Below are 17,940 nucleotides of genomic sequence, written 5' to 3' on the forward strand. Positions count from 1 at the left end.
AAATAAAGCTAATAATTGGTATAATGTAGAGAAGAAAATAATCAATGAGGAGAAATGCTATGTTTAATCAAATCTTATTAGCTTCAGATGGATCTGAACATGCAATTAGAGCTTGTGAAAAGGCAATTATTTTAGCAGAGAATAATCCACAAGCAAAGATAATTATAGCGTATGTTGTAGATGGTACCACTTCAAAATCAGATGTGTTACATCAGTGGAACTCCGTTGATTTGGATCAAAGCCGAAAAGCTAAATTAATAATTTCAGAGAGAAAAATTAAAGATAAAGGTATTGATTATGAAATTAAAATTTTACACGGTGACCCTGGTCCATCTATTGTGAAATATGCAAATGCGCAACAGGTTGACATATGTGTAATAGGTAGTAGGGGATTAAATGGTTTACAAGAGATGGTGCTCGGTGGTGTGAGTCACAAAGTAGCTAAAAGAGCAGAATGCCCGGTATTAATAGTTAAATAATAGCGCGTCATACAACAACAAAGTTTAATCATAATAATTATACGCAATCATCAGGGTAAGCCCTCATCTTAGAAAAAACCAAAAAAATTACCCGCTATGTCAGCAAATGGGCTCCCTTTCTGTGGGCACAGCCTCAGCTAACTTTGTAAAGAAAAACACTTTACAAAGTGGATCTTCGGCTTGTGCTGTTCCCACTAGAGTGTCACCCATTTGCTTCCTTCGCTTATTAGAGCAACTAATTTCAAAAACGTTGTAACATTAATTACATAAATTAGTATTAGGCGCTAAAAATTGATGTGTTTTCAGTTACTAATATAGTTGCTGACGTTTTAATTCAGTATGCAATTGGACACGTTTTATTTATAGACAAAACTAGCGGAGCAAGTGAAATGAGTGAGACTCCTGTGGGAACAGCGCGGGCTGAAGATCCACTCGGAAAGCGACTTTTGCTTATCCGAGTTAGCTGAAGCCGTGCCCACGGAAAGCGAGCTCATTTTCACTTGTGAAGCGGGTAAAAGTCTTCTGGTAAGTCGCATTTTCTATCAATTTCGACATTGAAATTGAACATTTTTTGATTACTTATAAAAAGAGTCGGATGCATGTTTAGTGTGCATCTGACTCTTCTTCTTTTTTGAAAACAAGGTATCGCATCAGAAAAAAGCTTGCGGTCGAAGATAGAAACATCGCCATGCCCTTGGCTATATTTCGTGCAAGAAATGAAGGGATATTAATAACAGTTTGAACTGCAAATATGTCCATTAATCCAATAAACGTTCCATTATTAATTAGTAATGCAATAAAAGCTTGAATAATAAACCAGCCTAGTTCCTTTTTGTTAAAGTAAGCACGATGACTGAAGGTGTACTTTGTGTTCCAAATGTAGCTATTAATAATTGCACATGTGTATGCAAAGGTATTAAAAATAAGAAGAAACTGTGAGTCTGTCGTAGGCCATATCCATAGTAATATATTTAATAAAGAAATATCCACAACGGCGTTACTGATTCCTATTGTACTAAATTGCAGTGCTTGCCATTTAATTTTTTTTGCCATCTCAACAATCGCCTTTCTCGATACTTTTTTTCTATATACGTTTAATAACTTTGTCATTAGGATACAGATAAATAAGCATAATTTCAAATCTAACAGAGGAGAATTCATGCAAATGCATCAATTTTGGATGAAGTAGCTAAGAATAATAACTAAAAAAAGATATACCTGGTTGGATACATGCAAAAAGAAAGAGCTTCTCTACAGATTAATTGTGAGAGAAGCTCTTTTTTCGTGATTCAGTTACTGACATTCTGGACATCTTCCATATATTTCGAACTTATGATCATCAATCATAAAGTTACTTAATTCTTCTTGAATATCATCCATGGGACAACAAAGAATTTCCTTTGTAACCCCACATTCTTTGCAGATAAAATGATGATGATGATGTTGATCACATTTCATTCGAAAGAGTTTTTCACCATCAAGTTCTGTAGACTCAAGAATACCAAGCTGGTCAAATAAATGTAAGTTGCGATATATCGTGTCGAAACTGATACCTACATAACTAGGTTCCATATGTTGTAATAGATCTTTCGCAGTACGGTATCGATCTTCAATGGAAAAGTACTCTAATATAACTTCACGTTTATCGGTATATTTATAGCCTTTTTCTTTTAACACAGATAATGCTTCTTGTACTTTCATATGATCGCCTTCCTTCTAGTGAAATGATCCCATACTTTTTTTAGAGTGATTGTAACAAGCAAAATGAAAATAGAAGTCATAACAATCGTACCACCAGGTGGAATTTCAAAGTAATAACCACTTATTAATCCTATAATAACAGATAATTCGCCAAAAATGACAGAATAAAATATTGTTTGTTTAAACCCTTTTGAAATTCTAATACTTGCAGCAACTGGTAATGTCATCAAAGCTGAAACAAGTAAAACACCTACAATTCGAATGGATGCAGAAATGACAAGTGCAACTAACACGATAAAAATGAAATGTATCCGTTTCGCATGAATTCCTGATACAACCGCATGTTCTTCATCAAAAGATAGCATAAAGAGCTCTTTGTAGAATAATATTATTACGAAGAGAACAATAAGTGTAATCGCGAGAATACTCCATAAGTCATTACGGCTAACTGCTGATACAGATCCAAATAAATAGCTATATAAATCTGTGTTAAAGCCGTCTGCAAGTGAGATGAAAATGACACTTAAACCAACACCACCAGATAAAATGATAGGTATTGCTAATTCCTGATAAGCTTTGTAAACACTTCGCAAGCGTTCAACAAACATCGAGCCTATCACAGAAAAAAACATGCCTGAATAAAATGGTGTAATAAATGCTAATCCATACTTCTTTTCCATTAATAAACCGAAGGCAATACCACCTAATGTCACATGAGATAATGCATCAGCAATTAACGATAAGCGCCGAACAACAACAAATGTCCCTAATAATGGCGCAATGAATCCAATTAGTAGTCCTGTATAAAATGTGTTTTGTAAAAATTCATACGTAAAAAATTGTGTGAGCATGAGTACACTTCCTTAACTGATTTAATGCTGGTGTGTGACAAGATTTAAATCGTGACCATAAAAATGTGATAATTCTCTATCAGTCAAATTTGAAAATGATGTCGTGTCTCCGTGAAAATGCAAGGATTTATTTAAACAAGCAATACCATCTGCGTGTTTAGTCATTGTCCCGATGTCATGTGAGACTAATAATAGTGTAATATTACTTTCTTCGTTTAAGCGATGCAGTAAGCCATAAAATTTTTGAACGTTTTCAGTATCAATCCCTACTGTTGGCTCATCAAGAATCAATAGTGCAGGATCACTCACTAGAGAACGTGCAATAAATATACGTTGTTGCTGTCCACCTGAGAGATCACCAATGTTTTGATTGATGTAATCATGCATCCCAACCATCTCGACGGCATGCTCAACTTTTTGTTTATCAACTTTTTTTAAAAAGTGAAAATAGCCTAATTTGGCAGTGATTCCAGTTGAGACAACTTCTCTTACTGTAGCGGGAAAACCTCGATTAAAGCTATTTGCTTTTTGTGATACAAAACCAATCTTGCTCCATTGATTAAAGTCAGTAATATTTTTATCGAAAAGCCGTATTATTCCTTTTTGTGGCTTTTCTAGTCCAAGCAATAATTTTATAAGTGTCGTTTTTCCACCACCATTTGGCCCAACAAGACCTAAAAAATCACCAGTATTAATTTCTAGATTAATATCTTTTAATGCGTGTTTATTATCATATGCAAAGCTAACATGCTCCATTGTTATAAGTGGATTGGTCAATTTTTGAACCCCCGTTTTTCTACATAAAATTCGCTATAGCCTATTGTATCGTAATGATTGCGTATTGTAAATAAGAATAGTTCCGTTTTAATAATGTTATGAAATAAGAATAATTTTAATATAAAAAATGCGCTTCTCCTTTAGGAAAAGCGCGTTGCTTGTTAGAATTAATGAACTGGGAACTGATTGGTGTAGCCGCTATATTGTTGATTTGCTTGCTGGATTTGTTGTTGTTCTGCCTTATCCAAGCTATACCAACCATTTTTAAACATTAAATTATACAAATTTCGCTGACAATCCTGCGTTTCATTAAAGATTGCTAGTAAATCCTGATAAAATGTTTGATTACTGGCTTCGTTTAATGCAACACTGTATGATTGTGTCATATATTTTTCAGTAGATAACATGTCGTTAATAAAGTCACGATCATTCATTTCTGGTGTTTTATTAACTTGCGTCTCAGGGTTTTGAACCTTTTGTTGATTCATAATCTATGTTCCTCCTTTTTATTGCATCATCGTATTTGGTTGTTGATTTGTATGTTGTAAAATCTTTTGATAATGTTTTTGATGCATCTGACAGGTTTGTTCCAAAGCAGTTTTAAGTTCAGGGATTGTGCATTGCGAAGCAAAAAAATGTGCCTTTTTTGTTGCATTTAAATTCCATGACATCATATCAGTTAAATATAATAAGTCTTTTGTCGTCACTACATTAGGTGGTTGTTGCATAATTTGACCAGCTTGATTAGGGTTGATATTTGTTGCTTGTTGCTGTTGTTGCTGCATAGTGGATTGTCCTCCTTTTAATTTGTGCATTTGTAATGTCTCCATTAGCACTGAAATTATACAGGTGCTATTTAAAGGCGAAGTACTAGTCAGGGATGCTCTTTTCTTATATACTTGTAGTGAATAATTTAACTGGTTTACAACAATGAATAATGGTTATTATGATAAAATAAGTGTAAAGGGGTGATTTCAGTGGCTATTACGTTTTATGCATATCCGAAATGTGGTACGTGTCAAAAAGCAAAAAAATGGCTTGAACAGGAAGAAGTTGAATATACTGAAATACATATAGTTGAAAACCCACCAACGAAAGAACAATTACGTTCGATTATATCTAAAAGTGGTCTGCCAATTAAAAAGTTCTTTAACACAAGTGGTCTGAAGTATCGCGAACTTGGTTTAAAAGATAAATTACTTGAAGCAACGGATGATGAGAAATTAGACTGGCTAGCATCTGATGGTATGTTAATAAAACGACCATTAACAACTGGTGAAGAAAAGGTTACACTAGGATTTAAACCAGAACAATTTGAACAGAATTGGAAATAAGTTAATTTAAAATATATTTTATGGAGGTAGTTAGAATGAGTTTGCCAAAAGATTTGCGTTATTCAGAAGAACATGAGTGGGTTAAAGTTGAAGGAGATAAAGTTCGAATTGGTATAACAAACCATGCGCAAGATGAATTAGGTGATATTGTATTTGTCGAGTTACCTGAGGAAGGTGACGATATAGAAGCGGATGAACCTTTCGGTAGTGTAGAATCAGTAAAAACTGTTTCTGAGTTATATGCTCCGATTAGCGGAAAAGTAGTGGAAGTAAACGAGGAACTTGATGATAGTCCTGAATTTGTTAATGAATCTCCATATGAGAAAGCATGGATGGTTGTAGTAAAACCAAATGATACATCGCAGATTGAGGCATTAATGACTCCTGAAGAATACCAAGCAATGATTGAAGATGATGAATAATTAATTATTGCATGATTTTTTTCCTTTTTCATACAATATTACAGATAGTATAAGTTATAATCCCTTGTTACAAATGTAGTAACAAGGGATTACTTGTAAATAACGTTAATTAGTAAAGTAGGTGAAGCTCATGACTTCAGATGATGCTAATAAGATTATTATTGTTGAAGGACGGACAGACAAAAAACAAATCGAAAAATTAATTGACGAAATAGTTACGATAATTTGTACAAATGGAACGCTGGGTGTTGAAAAGATGGAAGAGTTAATAATAGATTATGACTTAGATAATAGAGAAGTTTATATCTTGGTTGACGAAGATCATTCGGGTATTAAATTACGGAAGCAATTATCATTAGAATTACCACACGCAACACATATTTATATTGACAAAACTTTTAGAGAAGTAGCAGCGACTCCAGAATTAGAGTTAGCGACGGCGCTTCTAAGTAGGGGGATAACAGTAAACCCCATTTATCTCATGTAAGGTGGAAAATATGATACCAATAACACGTGAAACAATACAATTACTAGACCAGTCAGACAAAATGATTTTTATTTATACGCCTTTTTGTGGAACGTGCCATTTAGCGAGAAAGATATTAGAAGAAATTGAAGTAGCATCAAAAGGCAATGTAACATTCTATGAACTAAATGCCGGGTTGTTTCCTGAGGTTATGCAACAAAAAAGAATAGAAAGTGTTCCATGTCTGCTGATTACCACTAACGATGAGCCTAGTAAAATATACTCGTTTGAATCGTTAGGTGAATTAAACAGTCTATTACATTCAAATCGATAAACCTATTATTTAGGGATGATATCGCCTACTGTTGTAACGATATCCAGAAAATCGGCTTTATCACTAAATTGTTTGTAAATATGTCCGGTTGAATCAATTAATACAGTAGTTGGAACACCATGACAGTGAAACAAGTTATATACTTCTGTTCCGTTATCCATTAAAGTTGGCTGCTTCAAAAATTCTTTAGTAAAACCTACTGCTGCTGATTGGCTACGTTCTCTACCAGTAACATTAATCGTTAGCATTTTCACTTTTGAATTGTTTAATGATCGATATAATTGCTCTTTTTTAGGTAAATCAATGCTACAATCTAGACACCATGAAGCCCAAAAAGTAAGTATTACAATACTGCCAATATCATCTTTTAATTGATAATTCCCTTTTTTATTTAGAAAAGGTAGTACAAAGTTTGGTGCTAGCATGTAAATCATCCTTTTGATTCATTATTGTTGTTATTTTAACATACCTTAGGCTGATAAAATATGTTGACAATGATTATTTAGCTATGTTAAAATCACATTTAATTAAATAATTACATACATTATCTCTTATCAAGAGAGGTGGAGGGACTGGCCCGATGAAACCCGGCAACCGTTAAGCAAAATTTTTGTTTAAAAAGGTGCCAATTCCTGCAGAGCAATTGTTTTGGCAGATGAGAGAACAGGAAAGTTATAATCGCAATCAAAAGCGCGTCTTTCTGTTCTCTGGAACAGAAGGGCGTTTTTTAATTTTTTAGAAAGAAGGAATAGTATGATTTCAATTCAACACTTATCAAAAGTTTACCAAACAAAATCCTCAACTATTCAAGCAGTAGATGATTTAAGTTTAAATATAGATAAAGGCGAAATATTTGGTGTTATTGGATACAGTGGAGCTGGTAAAAGCACCTTTATCCGTTTGATTAATCGGTTGGAAGAACCATCAACAGGTGATATAGTTATCGACAATCAAAAAATAACGACATTGTCCAAAAAACAATTAAGGCTTTCACGTCAAGAAATTGGGATGATTTTTCAACATTTTAATTTGTTGTGGTCCAGAACAGTTCGAGATAATATTGCCTTACCATTAGAAATAGCTGGTCTATCAAAGCAAGAGCGCAACAAGCGTGTTGACGAGTTAATAGGACTTGTTGGTTTAACCGGTAGAGAAGACGCATTCCCATCGCAATTGAGTGGTGGACAAAAGCAACGAGTTGGAATTGCAAGAGCTCTAGCAAACAAACCAAAAGTGCTTTTATGTGATGAAGCAACCTCAGCACTTGATCCAGAAACAACAGACTCAATTCTTTCCTTATTAGTAGACATCAATCAAAAACTTGGTTTGACTATTATACTAATCACACATGAAATGCATGTTATTCAAAAGGTTTGTCATCGTGTTGCGGTAATGGAAGAAGGAAGAATTGTCGAACAAGGGGAAGTAGTCGAGGTTTTCTCACATCCAAAACAGCCTGTAACAAAGAAATTTGTCGAACAGGTAATGGGTAAGCCGGATGATGAGATTACGGAAGAGACATTAATACAATCTGTTACAAAAGGTAAGGTTTTACGTTTACACTTTGTTGGTGAAACAGCAAATCAAGCAGTAATTAGTCAAGTTGCTAAAAGGTTTGATGTAGAAGTTAACATCTTACATGGTAACGTTAAGCAAACACAGGCAGGTGCTTATGGCACGTTATTTGTTAATATAATAGGTGAGGAATCTGTAATAGATGAAGCGATAGGCTTTATTACTTCTACATCTGTTGAAGTGGAGGTGAAAACCAATGCTAACTAATCTCTTTCCAAACGTTGACTGGATGGATTTATTATATGCAATGGGTGAGACATTTTATATGACACTAATTGCTTTAATAGGAACAATGATTTTCGGTATTATTTTAGGCTTATTATTATATCTAACAGCGACTGGTGGCATTTGGGATAATAAAATAATAAATTCAATTGTATCGTCTCTCGTTAATGTATTTCGTGCAATACCGTTTGTTATTTTGATATTATTGCTAATTCCATTTACTGATTTCCTTATTGGAACAATACGAGGTCCAAATGCGGCTTTGCCTGCTTTAATTATTGGTTCAGCCCCATTTTATGCTCGGTTGGTTGAAATAGGATTAAGAGAAGTGGACAAAGGAGTAGTAGAGGCAGCTAAATCAATGGGTGCAAAGACATCAACAATTATTTATAAAGTGTTACTAAAGGAATCTATTCCAGCACTCGTTTCAGGTTTAACAGTTACGGCAATAGCTTTAATCGGTTATACAGCAGTAGCAGGAGTTATAGGTGCTGGTGGTTTAGGCGACTTTGCTTATTTCCACGGATTTATGCGACGAGATTTTGATGTTGTTTTTGTTTGTACGTTCTTAATTGTAATAATTGTATTCATCTTTCAAATTATCGGTGATACGATCACAAATAGATTAGATAAAAGATAATCGTTAATAATACCCGTTAAGTCGGGAATTATATATATAACAAAAAAGGGGAGCAATACAAAATGAAAAAACTTGTAACATTACTATTATTCGTATCTGTTGGGATTATTTTAGCTGCATGTGGAAATCAAGATTCAGAGGAAAATATCATTAAAGTTGGTGCAACAAGTGTACCGCATGCTGAAGTGTTAGAAGAAGCTAAACCATTATTAGAAGAAGAAGGTATTACATTAGAAATCGAACAATACACTGATTATAGCTTGCCAAACCAAGATTTATCAGATGGAACAATTGATGCTAACTATTTCCAACACGTACCGTTTTTAGAAACTGAAATTGAAGAAAAAGGCTATGATATTGTGAATTTAGGTGGCGTTCATTTAGAACCTATGGGTGTTTATTCTCAAAATATCACAAGTATTGATGCTATTGAAGAAGGCACGGAAGTTGTTATTAGTCGAAATGTACCAGACCATGGTCGTATCCTTTCTTTATTTGAATCAAATGGTTTGATTACATTAGCTGAGGACGTTAAAAAATCAGAGGCTACTGTTGATGATATCATTGAAAATCCATTAAATTTAACTTTTTCAGCGGATGTAAACCCTGAATTTCTTATCGAAACGTATCAAAGTGAAGAAGATGTATTAGTTGCGATTAATACAAATTATGCAATTGAGGCTGAACTATCACCTGTAGATGATGCTTTGTTTATTGAAAGTGATGATTCTTTATATGTAAATATTGTTGTAGCAAATACAGCAGATGAAGATGATGAAAACTTAAATAAATTAGTAGAGGTTTTACAATCAGAGGAAATTCAAAATTTCATTACAGAAAATTATAATGGTGAAGTAATTGCTGTTGGTGGATCAGAAGAATAATTCGAGGATTTTAAATGAAATTAGCGGAATTTTGATGTACTTTAACTATTTTCATACTCAATTATGGAGATAAATCAAAAAGGTTGTGTATAAGTCCAAATGATTTGTTAGCTCTTTTGTTACGTCTTTCTACAAATGATATAATTAATTTGTTCAAATATAGAAAGGATGGGTTTTAACAAACCATGGATAATCTAGCTTTAACTTATACAGGTGAGATGGAAAAGGCAATGCAACTAAATCACGGTTTAGGATTTGCTGAATACGAAAGAAAACTAAACCAACGTTTAGAAATTGAAAGAGAACGCGAGAAAAGTCACCGAAATGGCTTGAAGGTAGTAACAGAAATGAATCGAAAAGTGCATCGATAATAAATGGAAAAAATATTAATATCCCTTGCGAATACATTTGCAAGGGGTATTTGCGTTATAATAAAATAGAAACATGTAGGTGAGTTGCACCATTTCACACTATTAATAAGAAAAAGTTTGAAAACAAGCTGGAATAATGAATGAAAATCTTGATTATAGATTCGAAATAGTATAAGATTGTAATGAGAATAAACTGAGAATGAATAGTAAATATAGTGTTCATTCCACAAATATAAATAATAATTCTTTTGGGGGTATCGAAATGGCAGGTTCTATTCTAGAAATTAAAGATCTTCATGTTCAAATCGAAGATCAAGAAATATTAAAAGGTGTTAACTTAACGATTAAAGGTGGCGAATTCCACGCGGTAATGGGACCAAACGGTACTGGTAAATCAACTTTGGCGTCTGCAATCATGGGACATCCTAATTATGAGGTAACTAGTGGTAGTATACATTTAGATGGAGAAGATGTATTAGAAATGGCAGTTGATGAACGAGCAAAAGCTGGTTTATTTTTAGCAATGCAATATCCAAGTGAGATTACTGGGGTTACAACTTCAGATTTCCTACGTTCTTCTATGAATGCACATCGAGCAGAGGGAGACGAAATTCCTTTAATGAAATTTATTAAAGAAATGGATAGTTCAATGGATTATTTAGAAATGGATAAAAATATGTCGCAACGTTATTTAAACACCGGTTTTTCTGGTGGAGAGAAGAAACGTAATGAAATTCTTCAATTAATGATGTTGAAACCTGCAATTGGTATTTTAGACGAGATTGATTCTGGACTAGATATCGATGCATTGAAAGTTGTATCAAAAGGGATTAATAAATTACGCAATGAAAACTTCGGTTGCTTAATTATTACACACTATCAACGTCTTTTAGATTATGTTACACCTGATTATGTTCACGTAATGATGCAAGGACGTATCGTTAAGTCTGGTGGACCAGAATTAGTTAAACGCTTAGAGGCTGAAGGTTATGACTGGATTAAAAAAGAACTAGGTATTGAAGAAGAAACCGTTGGTAACAACGCGTAATAGTAAGGAGGGATCACGTGACTACTGAAACGAAGCAACCATATGAAAAAGAATATATAGAACAATTTTCTGAAAAACAAAATGAACCAGACTGGATGAAGGCATTTCGTACGCAAGCCTTAGAAGTTTCTGAGAATTTAGAAATGCCAAGACCAGATAAAACGAATATATCTAAATGGAATTTCACGAAATTTAGTTTAGAAGCAGAAAAAAATAAACTTAATTCGTTGAAAGACTTACCGGAAGATATCAAAGTATTCGTAGATACAGATAAGGATGATCATAATTTAGTTATCCTTCGTAACCAGCATAATGCTTATGAAATGATTTCAGATAAATTAGCAGATCAAGGCGTTATTTTAACGGATATTTTCACTGCATTACAGAAACACCCTGAATTAGTGCAACGATACTATATGAAGGACGCTGTAGCTTTTGATGAAAATCGCCTAACTGCTCTACATGCAGCATTAATGAACGGTGGTATTTTTGTTTATGTACCTAAAAATGTTGTGGTTGAAGAACCATTACAAGCAATTTTTTGGCAAGAAGATAAGGAATTTGCTTTATTTAATCACGTTATTGTTGTTGCAGAAGAAAATAGCTCAGTAACATACGTGGAGAATTACATTTCTTTCAACAAAGAAGAAGAAACTGTCGCAAATGTTGTAGCAGAGGTAATTGCACATGATAATGCTTCAATTTCGTTTGGTTCTGTTGATAACTTTGCACACGGAACTACTGTTTATATGAATCGACGTGGAATTGCTTATCGCGACGCGAAGATTGAATGGGCATTAGGTCAAATGAATGACGGTAACACAGTCTCAGAAAATATAACGCACTTAATTGGAGACAACTCCTTTTCATATGCCAAGGCTGTTTCGGTTGGACGAGGAGATCAAATACAAAACTTCACTGCAAAGATTATCAATTACGGCAAACGTTCGGAAGGGCTTATCTTACAGCACGGTGTAATGAAAGATAGTGCATCCGCCATCTTTAATGGTATCGGAAAAATTGAACATGGTGGGACAAAAGCTAACGCTGAACAAGAATCCCGTGTATTGATGCTTAGCAAAGATGCACGAGGCGATGCAAACCCTATTCTATTAATTGATGAAGATGATGTAACAGCAGGTCATGCTGCATCAGTAGGTCGTGTTGACCCGATTCAATTATATTACCTTATGAGTAGGGGTATCTCGCAAAGAGAAGCAGAACGCTTAGTAATTCATGGTTTCTTAGCTCCTGTAGTTAGAGCAATTCCGATAGCAGCAGTTAGAGAACAATTAACAGAAGTTATTGAGAGGAAAGTATACTGATGGATGTAAAAGCTGTCCGTTCACAATTTCCAATCTTAGATCAAAACGTAAACGGAAGTCCTTTAGTATATCTCGATTCCGCTGCAACATCGCAAAAACCATTGCAGGTAATTGAAGCCATTAATGCGTATTATCGTTTAGATAATTCAAATGTACATCGGGGTGTTCACACTCTGGGCACGCGGGCAACTGATAAATATGAAGGTGCGCGTGAAAAGGTAAGAGGATTTATTGATGCAAAAACAACGGAAGAAATAATCTTTACAAGAGGAACAACGACAGCAATTAACACGGTTGCCAACAGTTATGGTCGTGCTAATCTTTCAGAAGGTGATGAAATTGTAATCACCTACATGGAACATCATAGTAATATCATTCCATGGCAGCAATTGGCTAAATCTACGGGTGCTACGTTAAAATATATACCACTTCAGTCTGATGGAACAATCACATTAGATGATGTAAGAGAAACAGTAACAAGTCATACTAAAATAGTTGCTGTAATGCATGTATCAAATGTCTTAGGAACTGTTAATCCAGTTAAAGAAATTGCTGCAATTGCACATGAGAATGGTGCAGTTATACTTGTTGATGGTGCACAAGCTGTCCCGCATATGAAAGTTAGCGTTACGGATATAAATTGTGATTTTTACGCCTTTTCTGGTCATAAAATGTGTGGTCCAACAGGTATAGGTGTACTATATGGTAAGAAAGCGTTACTCGAAAAAATGGAACCAGTAGAATTTGGTGGAGAGATGATTGATTTTGTTAATCTCTACGATTCAACTTGGAAGGATTTACCGTGGAAGTTCGAGGGTGGTACGCCAATCATTGCAGGTGCAATTGGTTTAGGTGCAGCAATTGATTTCTTGGAAGATATCGGTTTAGATGAAATTACAGCACATGAAAATAAAATTGTTACGTATGCAATGGCACAATTACGAACAATAGATGGTTTAACAACATATGGTCCAAAAGACCGTGCAGGATTAATTACGTTTAATCTTGATGATGTCCATCCACATGATACATCAACAGTATTAGACGCGGAAGGTATTGCAGTACGTGCAGGGCATCATTGTGCACAACCGCTAATGAAATGGTTAGAGGTCACAGCTACTGCTCGTGCAAGCTTTTATTTGTATAATACAACAGATGACGTGGATCGTTTAGTTACTGGATTAAACAAAGCGAAGGAGTTTTTTGGTGATGTCTTTTGATAATCTGGAAACATTATATCGTCAGGTAATTATGGATCATTATAAAAATCCGCGTAATCGTGGTTCGTTTGAAGAAGAGTCATTAACAATTAATATGAATAACCCTACATGCGGTGATCGCATTCAATTACATCTTTTAGTAGAAGATAATCAGGTGAAAGATGCTAAATTTGATGGAGAAGGTTGTTCTATTAGCTTATCATCTGCATCAATGATGACCCAAGCAGTTAAAGGACGAACAGTTAACGAAGCGTTAGAAATGTCACAAATGTTCTCTGACATGATGTTAGGAAAAGATGTAGATACAGAAAAACATGAATTTGGTGATATAGAGGCACTACAAGGTGTTGCGAAGTTTCCTGCACGAATTAAATGCGCAACATTAGCTTGGAAGGCAATGGAAAAAGGTATCAAAGAACAAGAGCAAGCATAACGTTGAAATTAGCAAATGCTTATTTCTATTTTAGTTAAGCAAACTACTTGAACAGGAGGGGTTTTAAAAATGGCTAAAAACGCACCGGAAGTCGGAGAATATAAATATGGGTTTCATGACCGTGATATTTCAATTTTTCGTACGGAAAAAGGTTTGACTCAAAAAGTTGTGGAAGAGATTTCAAATATGAAAGAAGAACCCCAGTGGATGTTAGACTACCGTTTGAAAGCTTTAAAGCAATTTTATAAAATGCCTATGCCGCAGTGGGGTGGAGATCTAGCTGAATTGAATTTTGATGAAATTACGTATTACGTGAAACCATCAGAACGTTCTGAGAGATCATGGGATGAAGTACCTGAAGAGATTAAAAATACTTTTGACAAATTAGGAATTCCTGAAGCGGAACAAAAGTACCTTTCTGGTGTTTCTGCGCAATATGAATCAGAAGTGGTTTATCACAGTTTGAAACAAGATTTAACTGACAAAGGTATTGTTTTTAAAGATACGGATTCTGCATTGAAAGAAAACGAAGAACTGTTTAAACAATATTTTGGTAAAGTTATTCCTTCAGCAGATAATAAATTCTCAGCATTGAATTCTGCTGTATGGTCTGGTGGATCATTCATATATGTACCGAAAGGTGTTAAGGTGGATACACCATTACAAGCATATTTCCGTATTAACTCGGAAAATATGGGGCAATTCGAGCGTACACTTATTATTGTAGATGAAGGTGCCTCGGTACACTATGTTGAAGGTTGTACTGCACCAACATATACAACTAATTCATTACACAGTGCTGTTGTTGAAATATTCATTAAAAAAGATGCATATTGCCGTTATACAACGATTCAAAACTGGGCAAATAATGTTTATAATCTTGTAACAAAACGTGCAATTTGTGATGAAAATGCAACGATGGAATGGGTAGATGGTAACATTGGATCTAAATTAACAATGAAGTACCCAGCTGTTATTTTAAAAGGTGAAGGTTCTCGTGGTATGACTCTTTCAATTGCTATAGCAGGAAAAGGTCAACACCAAGATGCTGGAGCAAAAATGCATCACTTAGCACCAAATACGTCATCAACAATTGTTTCGAAATCTATTTCAAAACAAGGTGGTAAAGTGACTTATCGTGGGATCGTTCATTTTGGACGTAAAGCACATGGTGCACGTTCGAATATCGAGTGTGATACGCTAATCATGGATAATAAGTCAACATCTGATACCATTCCTTATAATGAAATTCTTAATGAGAATATTTCATTAGAGCATGAGGCGAAAGTTTCTAAAGTATCAGAAGAGCAACTTTTCTATCTTATGAGTCGTGGTATTTCAGAAGTTGAAGCAACTGAAATGATCGTAATGGGATTCATTGAACCATTTACGAAAGAATTACCTATGGAATATGCCGTAGAAATGAATCGTCTAATTAGCTTTGAAATGGAAGGCTCAATTGGTTAAATAGTAAAAGCTAAAGAGTCCGTTAATCCGGGCTCTTTTTTCTTTCCATACTTTCAGATATAATGAATTAAGGTAAGCATTCTTTATTATTTATAAATCGCGTTAAAATAAGAAAATGATTATATAAAATAGAACGGTTGTGAATGAATGTTTTTTCTTATTTGCATATTAATTGGCTTCATGGCTGCATTTGTAGGTAGTATTGTAGGTCTTGGTGGCGGTGTGATTTTAGTGCCAATTTTACTAATATTAAATGAATTTTTGCCAAGCTTTGATTGGGCTAGTCCACAACAAATTGTAGGTATATCAGTAATCGTTATGATTTTTACGGGGTTATCATCAAGTTATGCATATTATAAAAAAGATCGAATTGATTTTAAAAGTGGACTTATTTTTATTATTGCTAGTGTACCAGGAGGGATTATTGGATCATGGACGAATCAATTCTTTGATCCCGATCGATTTTCAATATTTTTAGGAATACTTATGCTATGTATGTTTCTTTTATTTTTTTTTAGAAGAACATCAGAACCAGTTTTAACAGAGAAACGTTGGCAAGTAAATCGGACTGCAAAAATTCATCAGAAAACATATACTTATCAATTTTCAATTTTTGCTGGCTTTTCTGTTGCTTTTGTAGTTGGGATGCTTTCTGGTATGTTTGGAATTGGTGGGGGATCTCTAATGGTGCCAATCATGGTACTTGTCTTTCGTTTTCCTGCTCATATGGCAACAGCAACATCAATGTTTATGATACTTTTCACAAGTATTTCAAGTTCTGTTACACATATCATATTAGGACATGTAATGTGGGAATATGTTTGGTTGTTTATACCTGGTGCCTGGTTTGGTGGTATACTTGGTGCAAAAGTAAATCAACAAATGAAGGGTAGCACAGTCGAATTCCTGTTACGAGCTTTATTATTAATTATAAGCATTCGATTGATCTGGCAAGGGATAGAATAGAGGGGTTTATAAATGAATGAAGATATTTTTTTCTACTATACAAGTGATTTACATAGCCATTTTGAAAATTGGCCCAAAATAACACAGTTTTTAAATAATAAAAAATTAGAAAGAATGCGTGAAAAGCAATCCTATTGGATATTCGATAATGGAGATCATATGGATCGCGTTCATCCCATATCCGAAGCTCTACTCGGACAAGGAAATGTTGCACTCCTAAATCAAGCAAAGTATGATTTTGTAACACTAGGTAATAATGAAGGAATTACATTGGAACATCATGATTTGTTTCAACTATATGATGCTGCTGCATTTTCTGTTGTTTGTGCAAATTTGACTAGTTTGGATGGTGTCAATCCTGATTGGCTTAAGACTTCTGATCAATTCGAAACACAGTCTGGGATAAAAATCGGGATTATCGGACTGACTGCTCCATTCCATGCTTTTTATGATCCACTTGGCTGGAAAGTAGAAGATCCTTATATTGGATTAGAACGTGAGTTAATTAAATTAAAGGATAAAACAGACATTATTATACTTTTATCTCATTTAGGTATTAATGATGATGAGTGGATTGCTGACCATTATCCAGCTGTGGATGTGATAATTGGGGGGCATACACATCATTTATTTCGAGATGGATACAAGCGTAACGAATCGATCTTAACTGCTGCTGGAAAGTATGGTCACTATGTTGGAGAGATAATTCTTACATGGGATCATGAATTGCAGCAGTTGATTAATAAACAAGCTTATGCTACGCAAATTGATCATATTGAAGAAGATAGTGAGACAAAGCAACTTATTGATAAACAGTCAGAAATTGCGAATATAAAGTTAGAACAGCCAATCACTATGCTAACAAAACCATTAGTCGTAAGTTGGAATGAAGAAACAGAATTAATTAAAGATTTAACGAAAACTTTATTAGATTGGACAAAAGCTGATATCGCTATGCTAAATACTGGCTTATTATTAGAATCATTACCTGAGGGACTCGTGACCTATGCTGATATTCATCGCATTTGTCCTCATCCAATCAATCCGTGTGTTGTGACATTAAAAGGTCAAGAACTAATCGAAGTAATCCGTGCGAGTTTAACTAAATTTTTTACGGAATTAGAAGTACAGGGGTTTGGGTTTCGCGGAAAAGTATTAGGTAAAATGGTTTATGCAGGTTTAGAGATAAAAACAGAGATAGATCAGGATGGGGAGGAAAGATTAATTGAAGCAAGTTGGAGTAGTAATCCAATTGATCCGAAACAAACGTATACTGTGGCTACTGCAGATATGTTTACTTTTGGTCATCTTTCTCCACAAATAGCGCGTTCAAAGTCAAAAAGATTTTTTATGCCTGAGTTCATCCGTGATTTGCTTGTAGAAACACTAAAGAATGGACGATAAGATAAAATATTTATCACA

23 protein-coding genes and 1 riboswitch are annotated in these 17,940 nt (G+C 34.5%); of the genes, 16 read left to right on the forward strand and 7 right to left on the reverse strand.

Annotation, left to right across the window (positions count from 1 at the left end):
* The first annotated feature begins 59 nt into the window (after positions 1-59).
* Positions 60-479, forward strand: a complete 420-nt coding sequence (locus D2K60_RS05430) for a universal stress protein (RefSeq protein ID WP_117168955.1) — start codon at positions 60-62, stop codon at positions 477-479.
* Positions 480-1,082: 603 nt separating this feature from the next.
* Here the strand turns inward: D2K60_RS05430 and D2K60_RS05435 are convergent.
* The 6 genes from D2K60_RS05435 to D2K60_RS05460 all read right to left on the reverse strand — a co-directional run bounded on the left by D2K60_RS05435 (position 1,083) and on the right by D2K60_RS05460 (position 4,623).
* Positions 1,083-1,532 carry a GtrA family protein gene (locus tag D2K60_RS05435; protein WP_117168956.1) on the reverse strand — a complete coding sequence of 150 codons (450 nt, stop codon included), beginning with the start codon at positions 1,530-1,532 and terminating at the stop codon, positions 1,083-1,085.
* 240 nt (positions 1,533-1,772) lie between these two features.
* On the reverse strand, positions 1,773-2,180 hold the full coding sequence (locus tag D2K60_RS05440) for a Fur family transcriptional regulator (RefSeq protein ID WP_117168957.1): 408 nt from the start codon (positions 2,178-2,180) through the stop codon (positions 1,773-1,775).
* Positions 2,177-3,031, reverse strand: coding sequence for a metal ABC transporter permease (locus tag D2K60_RS05445; protein WP_117168958.1), 855 nt, complete (start codon positions 3,029-3,031; stop codon positions 2,177-2,179). The genes D2K60_RS05440 and D2K60_RS05445 overlap by 4 nt, the downstream gene beginning before the upstream one ends.
* A 21-nt stretch (positions 3,032-3,052) precedes the next feature.
* A complete protein-coding gene (locus D2K60_RS05450) occupies positions 3,053-3,808 on the reverse strand; it encodes a metal ABC transporter ATP-binding protein (protein WP_205418576.1) in 756 nt (251 codons plus the stop codon).
* Between the two features lie 167 nt (positions 3,809-3,975).
* Positions 3,976-4,296, reverse strand: coding sequence for a spore coat protein (locus D2K60_RS05455; RefSeq protein ID WP_117168959.1), 321 nt, complete (start codon positions 4,294-4,296; stop codon positions 3,976-3,978).
* An 18-nt stretch (positions 4,297-4,314) separates the two neighbouring features.
* Positions 4,315-4,623, reverse strand: a complete 309-nt coding sequence (locus D2K60_RS05460; protein WP_420818804.1) for a hypothetical protein — start codon at positions 4,621-4,623, stop codon at positions 4,315-4,317.
* A gap of 162 nt (positions 4,624-4,785) precedes the next feature.
* Here D2K60_RS05460 and D2K60_RS05465 point away from each other — a divergent pair, with 162 nt between their 5' ends.
* From D2K60_RS05465 to D2K60_RS05480, 4 genes are all read left to right on the forward strand, one after another.
* Entirely contained in the window at positions 4,786-5,142 is a 357-nt protein-coding gene (locus D2K60_RS05465; RefSeq protein WP_117168961.1) for an arsenate reductase family protein, read from the forward strand.
* A gap of 35 nt (positions 5,143-5,177) precedes the next feature.
* Positions 5,178-5,564 (forward strand): glycine cleavage system protein GcvH, encoded by a 387-nt coding sequence (gene gcvH, locus D2K60_RS05470; protein WP_117168962.1) that lies wholly within the window; start codon positions 5,178-5,180, stop codon positions 5,562-5,564.
* Between the two features lie 130 nt (positions 5,565-5,694).
* Positions 5,695-6,051, forward strand: coding sequence for a toprim domain-containing protein (locus D2K60_RS05475; RefSeq protein WP_117168963.1), 357 nt, complete (start codon positions 5,695-5,697; stop codon positions 6,049-6,051).
* 10 nt (positions 6,052-6,061) lie between these two features.
* Positions 6,062-6,364 (forward strand): thioredoxin family protein, encoded by a 303-nt coding sequence (locus D2K60_RS05480; protein ID WP_117168964.1) that lies wholly within the window; start codon positions 6,062-6,064, stop codon positions 6,362-6,364.
* 5 nt (positions 6,365-6,369) lie between these two features.
* Here the strand turns inward: D2K60_RS05480 and D2K60_RS05485 are convergent, their stop codons facing one another.
* Positions 6,370-6,789, reverse strand: a complete 420-nt coding sequence (locus D2K60_RS05485) for a TlpA family protein disulfide reductase (RefSeq protein WP_117168965.1) — start codon at positions 6,787-6,789, stop codon at positions 6,370-6,372.
* A 123-nt stretch (positions 6,790-6,912) separates the two neighbouring features.
* A riboswitch (SAM riboswitch) is annotated at positions 6,913-7,026 on the forward strand.
* A gap of 91 nt (positions 7,027-7,117) precedes the next feature.
* Between D2K60_RS05485 and D2K60_RS05490 the strand changes: the two genes are divergently transcribed.
* The 11 genes from D2K60_RS05490 to D2K60_RS05540 all read left to right on the forward strand — a co-directional run bounded on the left by D2K60_RS05490 (position 7,118) and on the right by D2K60_RS05540 (position 17,922).
* Positions 7,118-8,146 (forward strand): methionine ABC transporter ATP-binding protein, encoded by a 1,029-nt coding sequence (locus tag D2K60_RS05490; RefSeq protein ID WP_117168966.1) that lies wholly within the window; start codon positions 7,118-7,120, stop codon positions 8,144-8,146.
* Complete coding sequence (locus tag D2K60_RS05495; RefSeq protein WP_117168967.1) at positions 8,136-8,804, forward strand: methionine ABC transporter permease; 669 nt, start codon at positions 8,136-8,138, stop codon at positions 8,802-8,804. Before D2K60_RS05490 ends, D2K60_RS05495 begins: the two co-directional genes overlap by 11 nt.
* Positions 8,805-8,866: 62 nt before the next feature.
* Positions 8,867-9,688, forward strand: a complete 822-nt coding sequence (locus tag D2K60_RS05500; RefSeq protein WP_117168968.1) for a MetQ/NlpA family ABC transporter substrate-binding protein — start codon at positions 8,867-8,869, stop codon at positions 9,686-9,688.
* A 185-nt stretch (positions 9,689-9,873) separates the two neighbouring features.
* Positions 9,874-10,059 carry a YuzK family famiily protein gene (locus tag D2K60_RS05505; RefSeq protein ID WP_117168969.1) on the forward strand — a complete coding sequence of 62 codons (186 nt, stop codon included), beginning with the start codon at positions 9,874-9,876 and terminating at the stop codon, positions 10,057-10,059.
* A 262-nt stretch (positions 10,060-10,321) separates the two neighbouring features.
* Positions 10,322-11,107 (forward strand): Fe-S cluster assembly ATPase SufC, encoded by a 786-nt coding sequence (gene sufC, locus D2K60_RS05510; protein WP_117168970.1) that lies wholly within the window; start codon positions 10,322-10,324, stop codon positions 11,105-11,107.
* A gap of 17 nt (positions 11,108-11,124) precedes the next feature.
* The gene (gene sufD / locus D2K60_RS05515; protein WP_117168971.1) at positions 11,125-12,432 is read left to right on the forward strand and encodes a Fe-S cluster assembly protein SufD; all 1,308 of its coding nucleotides are present in this window, start codon (positions 11,125-11,127) and stop codon (positions 12,430-12,432) included.
* Positions 12,432-13,652, forward strand: coding sequence for a cysteine desulfurase (locus D2K60_RS05520; protein ID WP_117168972.1), 1,221 nt, complete (start codon positions 12,432-12,434; stop codon positions 13,650-13,652). The genes sufD and D2K60_RS05520 overlap by 1 nt, the downstream gene beginning before the upstream one ends.
* Positions 13,642-14,085: a Fe-S cluster assembly sulfur transfer protein SufU gene (gene sufU, locus D2K60_RS05525; RefSeq protein ID WP_117168973.1), complete on the forward strand. Its 444-nt coding sequence runs from the start codon at positions 13,642-13,644 to the stop codon at positions 14,083-14,085. The genes D2K60_RS05520 and sufU overlap by 11 nt, the downstream gene beginning before the upstream one ends.
* Positions 14,086-14,154: 69 nt before the next feature.
* Positions 14,155-15,552, forward strand: a complete 1,398-nt coding sequence (gene sufB, locus D2K60_RS05530) for a Fe-S cluster assembly protein SufB (protein WP_117168974.1) — start codon at positions 14,155-14,157, stop codon at positions 15,550-15,552.
* 147 nt (positions 15,553-15,699) lie between these two features.
* Complete coding sequence (locus D2K60_RS05535) at positions 15,700-16,518, forward strand: sulfite exporter TauE/SafE family protein (protein WP_117168975.1); 819 nt, start codon at positions 15,700-15,702, stop codon at positions 16,516-16,518.
* 12 nt (positions 16,519-16,530) lie between these two features.
* Positions 16,531-17,922: a bifunctional metallophosphatase/5'-nucleotidase gene (locus D2K60_RS05540; protein ID WP_117168976.1), complete on the forward strand. Its 1,392-nt coding sequence runs from the start codon at positions 16,531-16,533 to the stop codon at positions 17,920-17,922.
* Positions 17,923-17,940: the final 18 nt, after the last annotated feature.

The organism is Paraliobacillus sediminis (assembly GCF_003426055.1).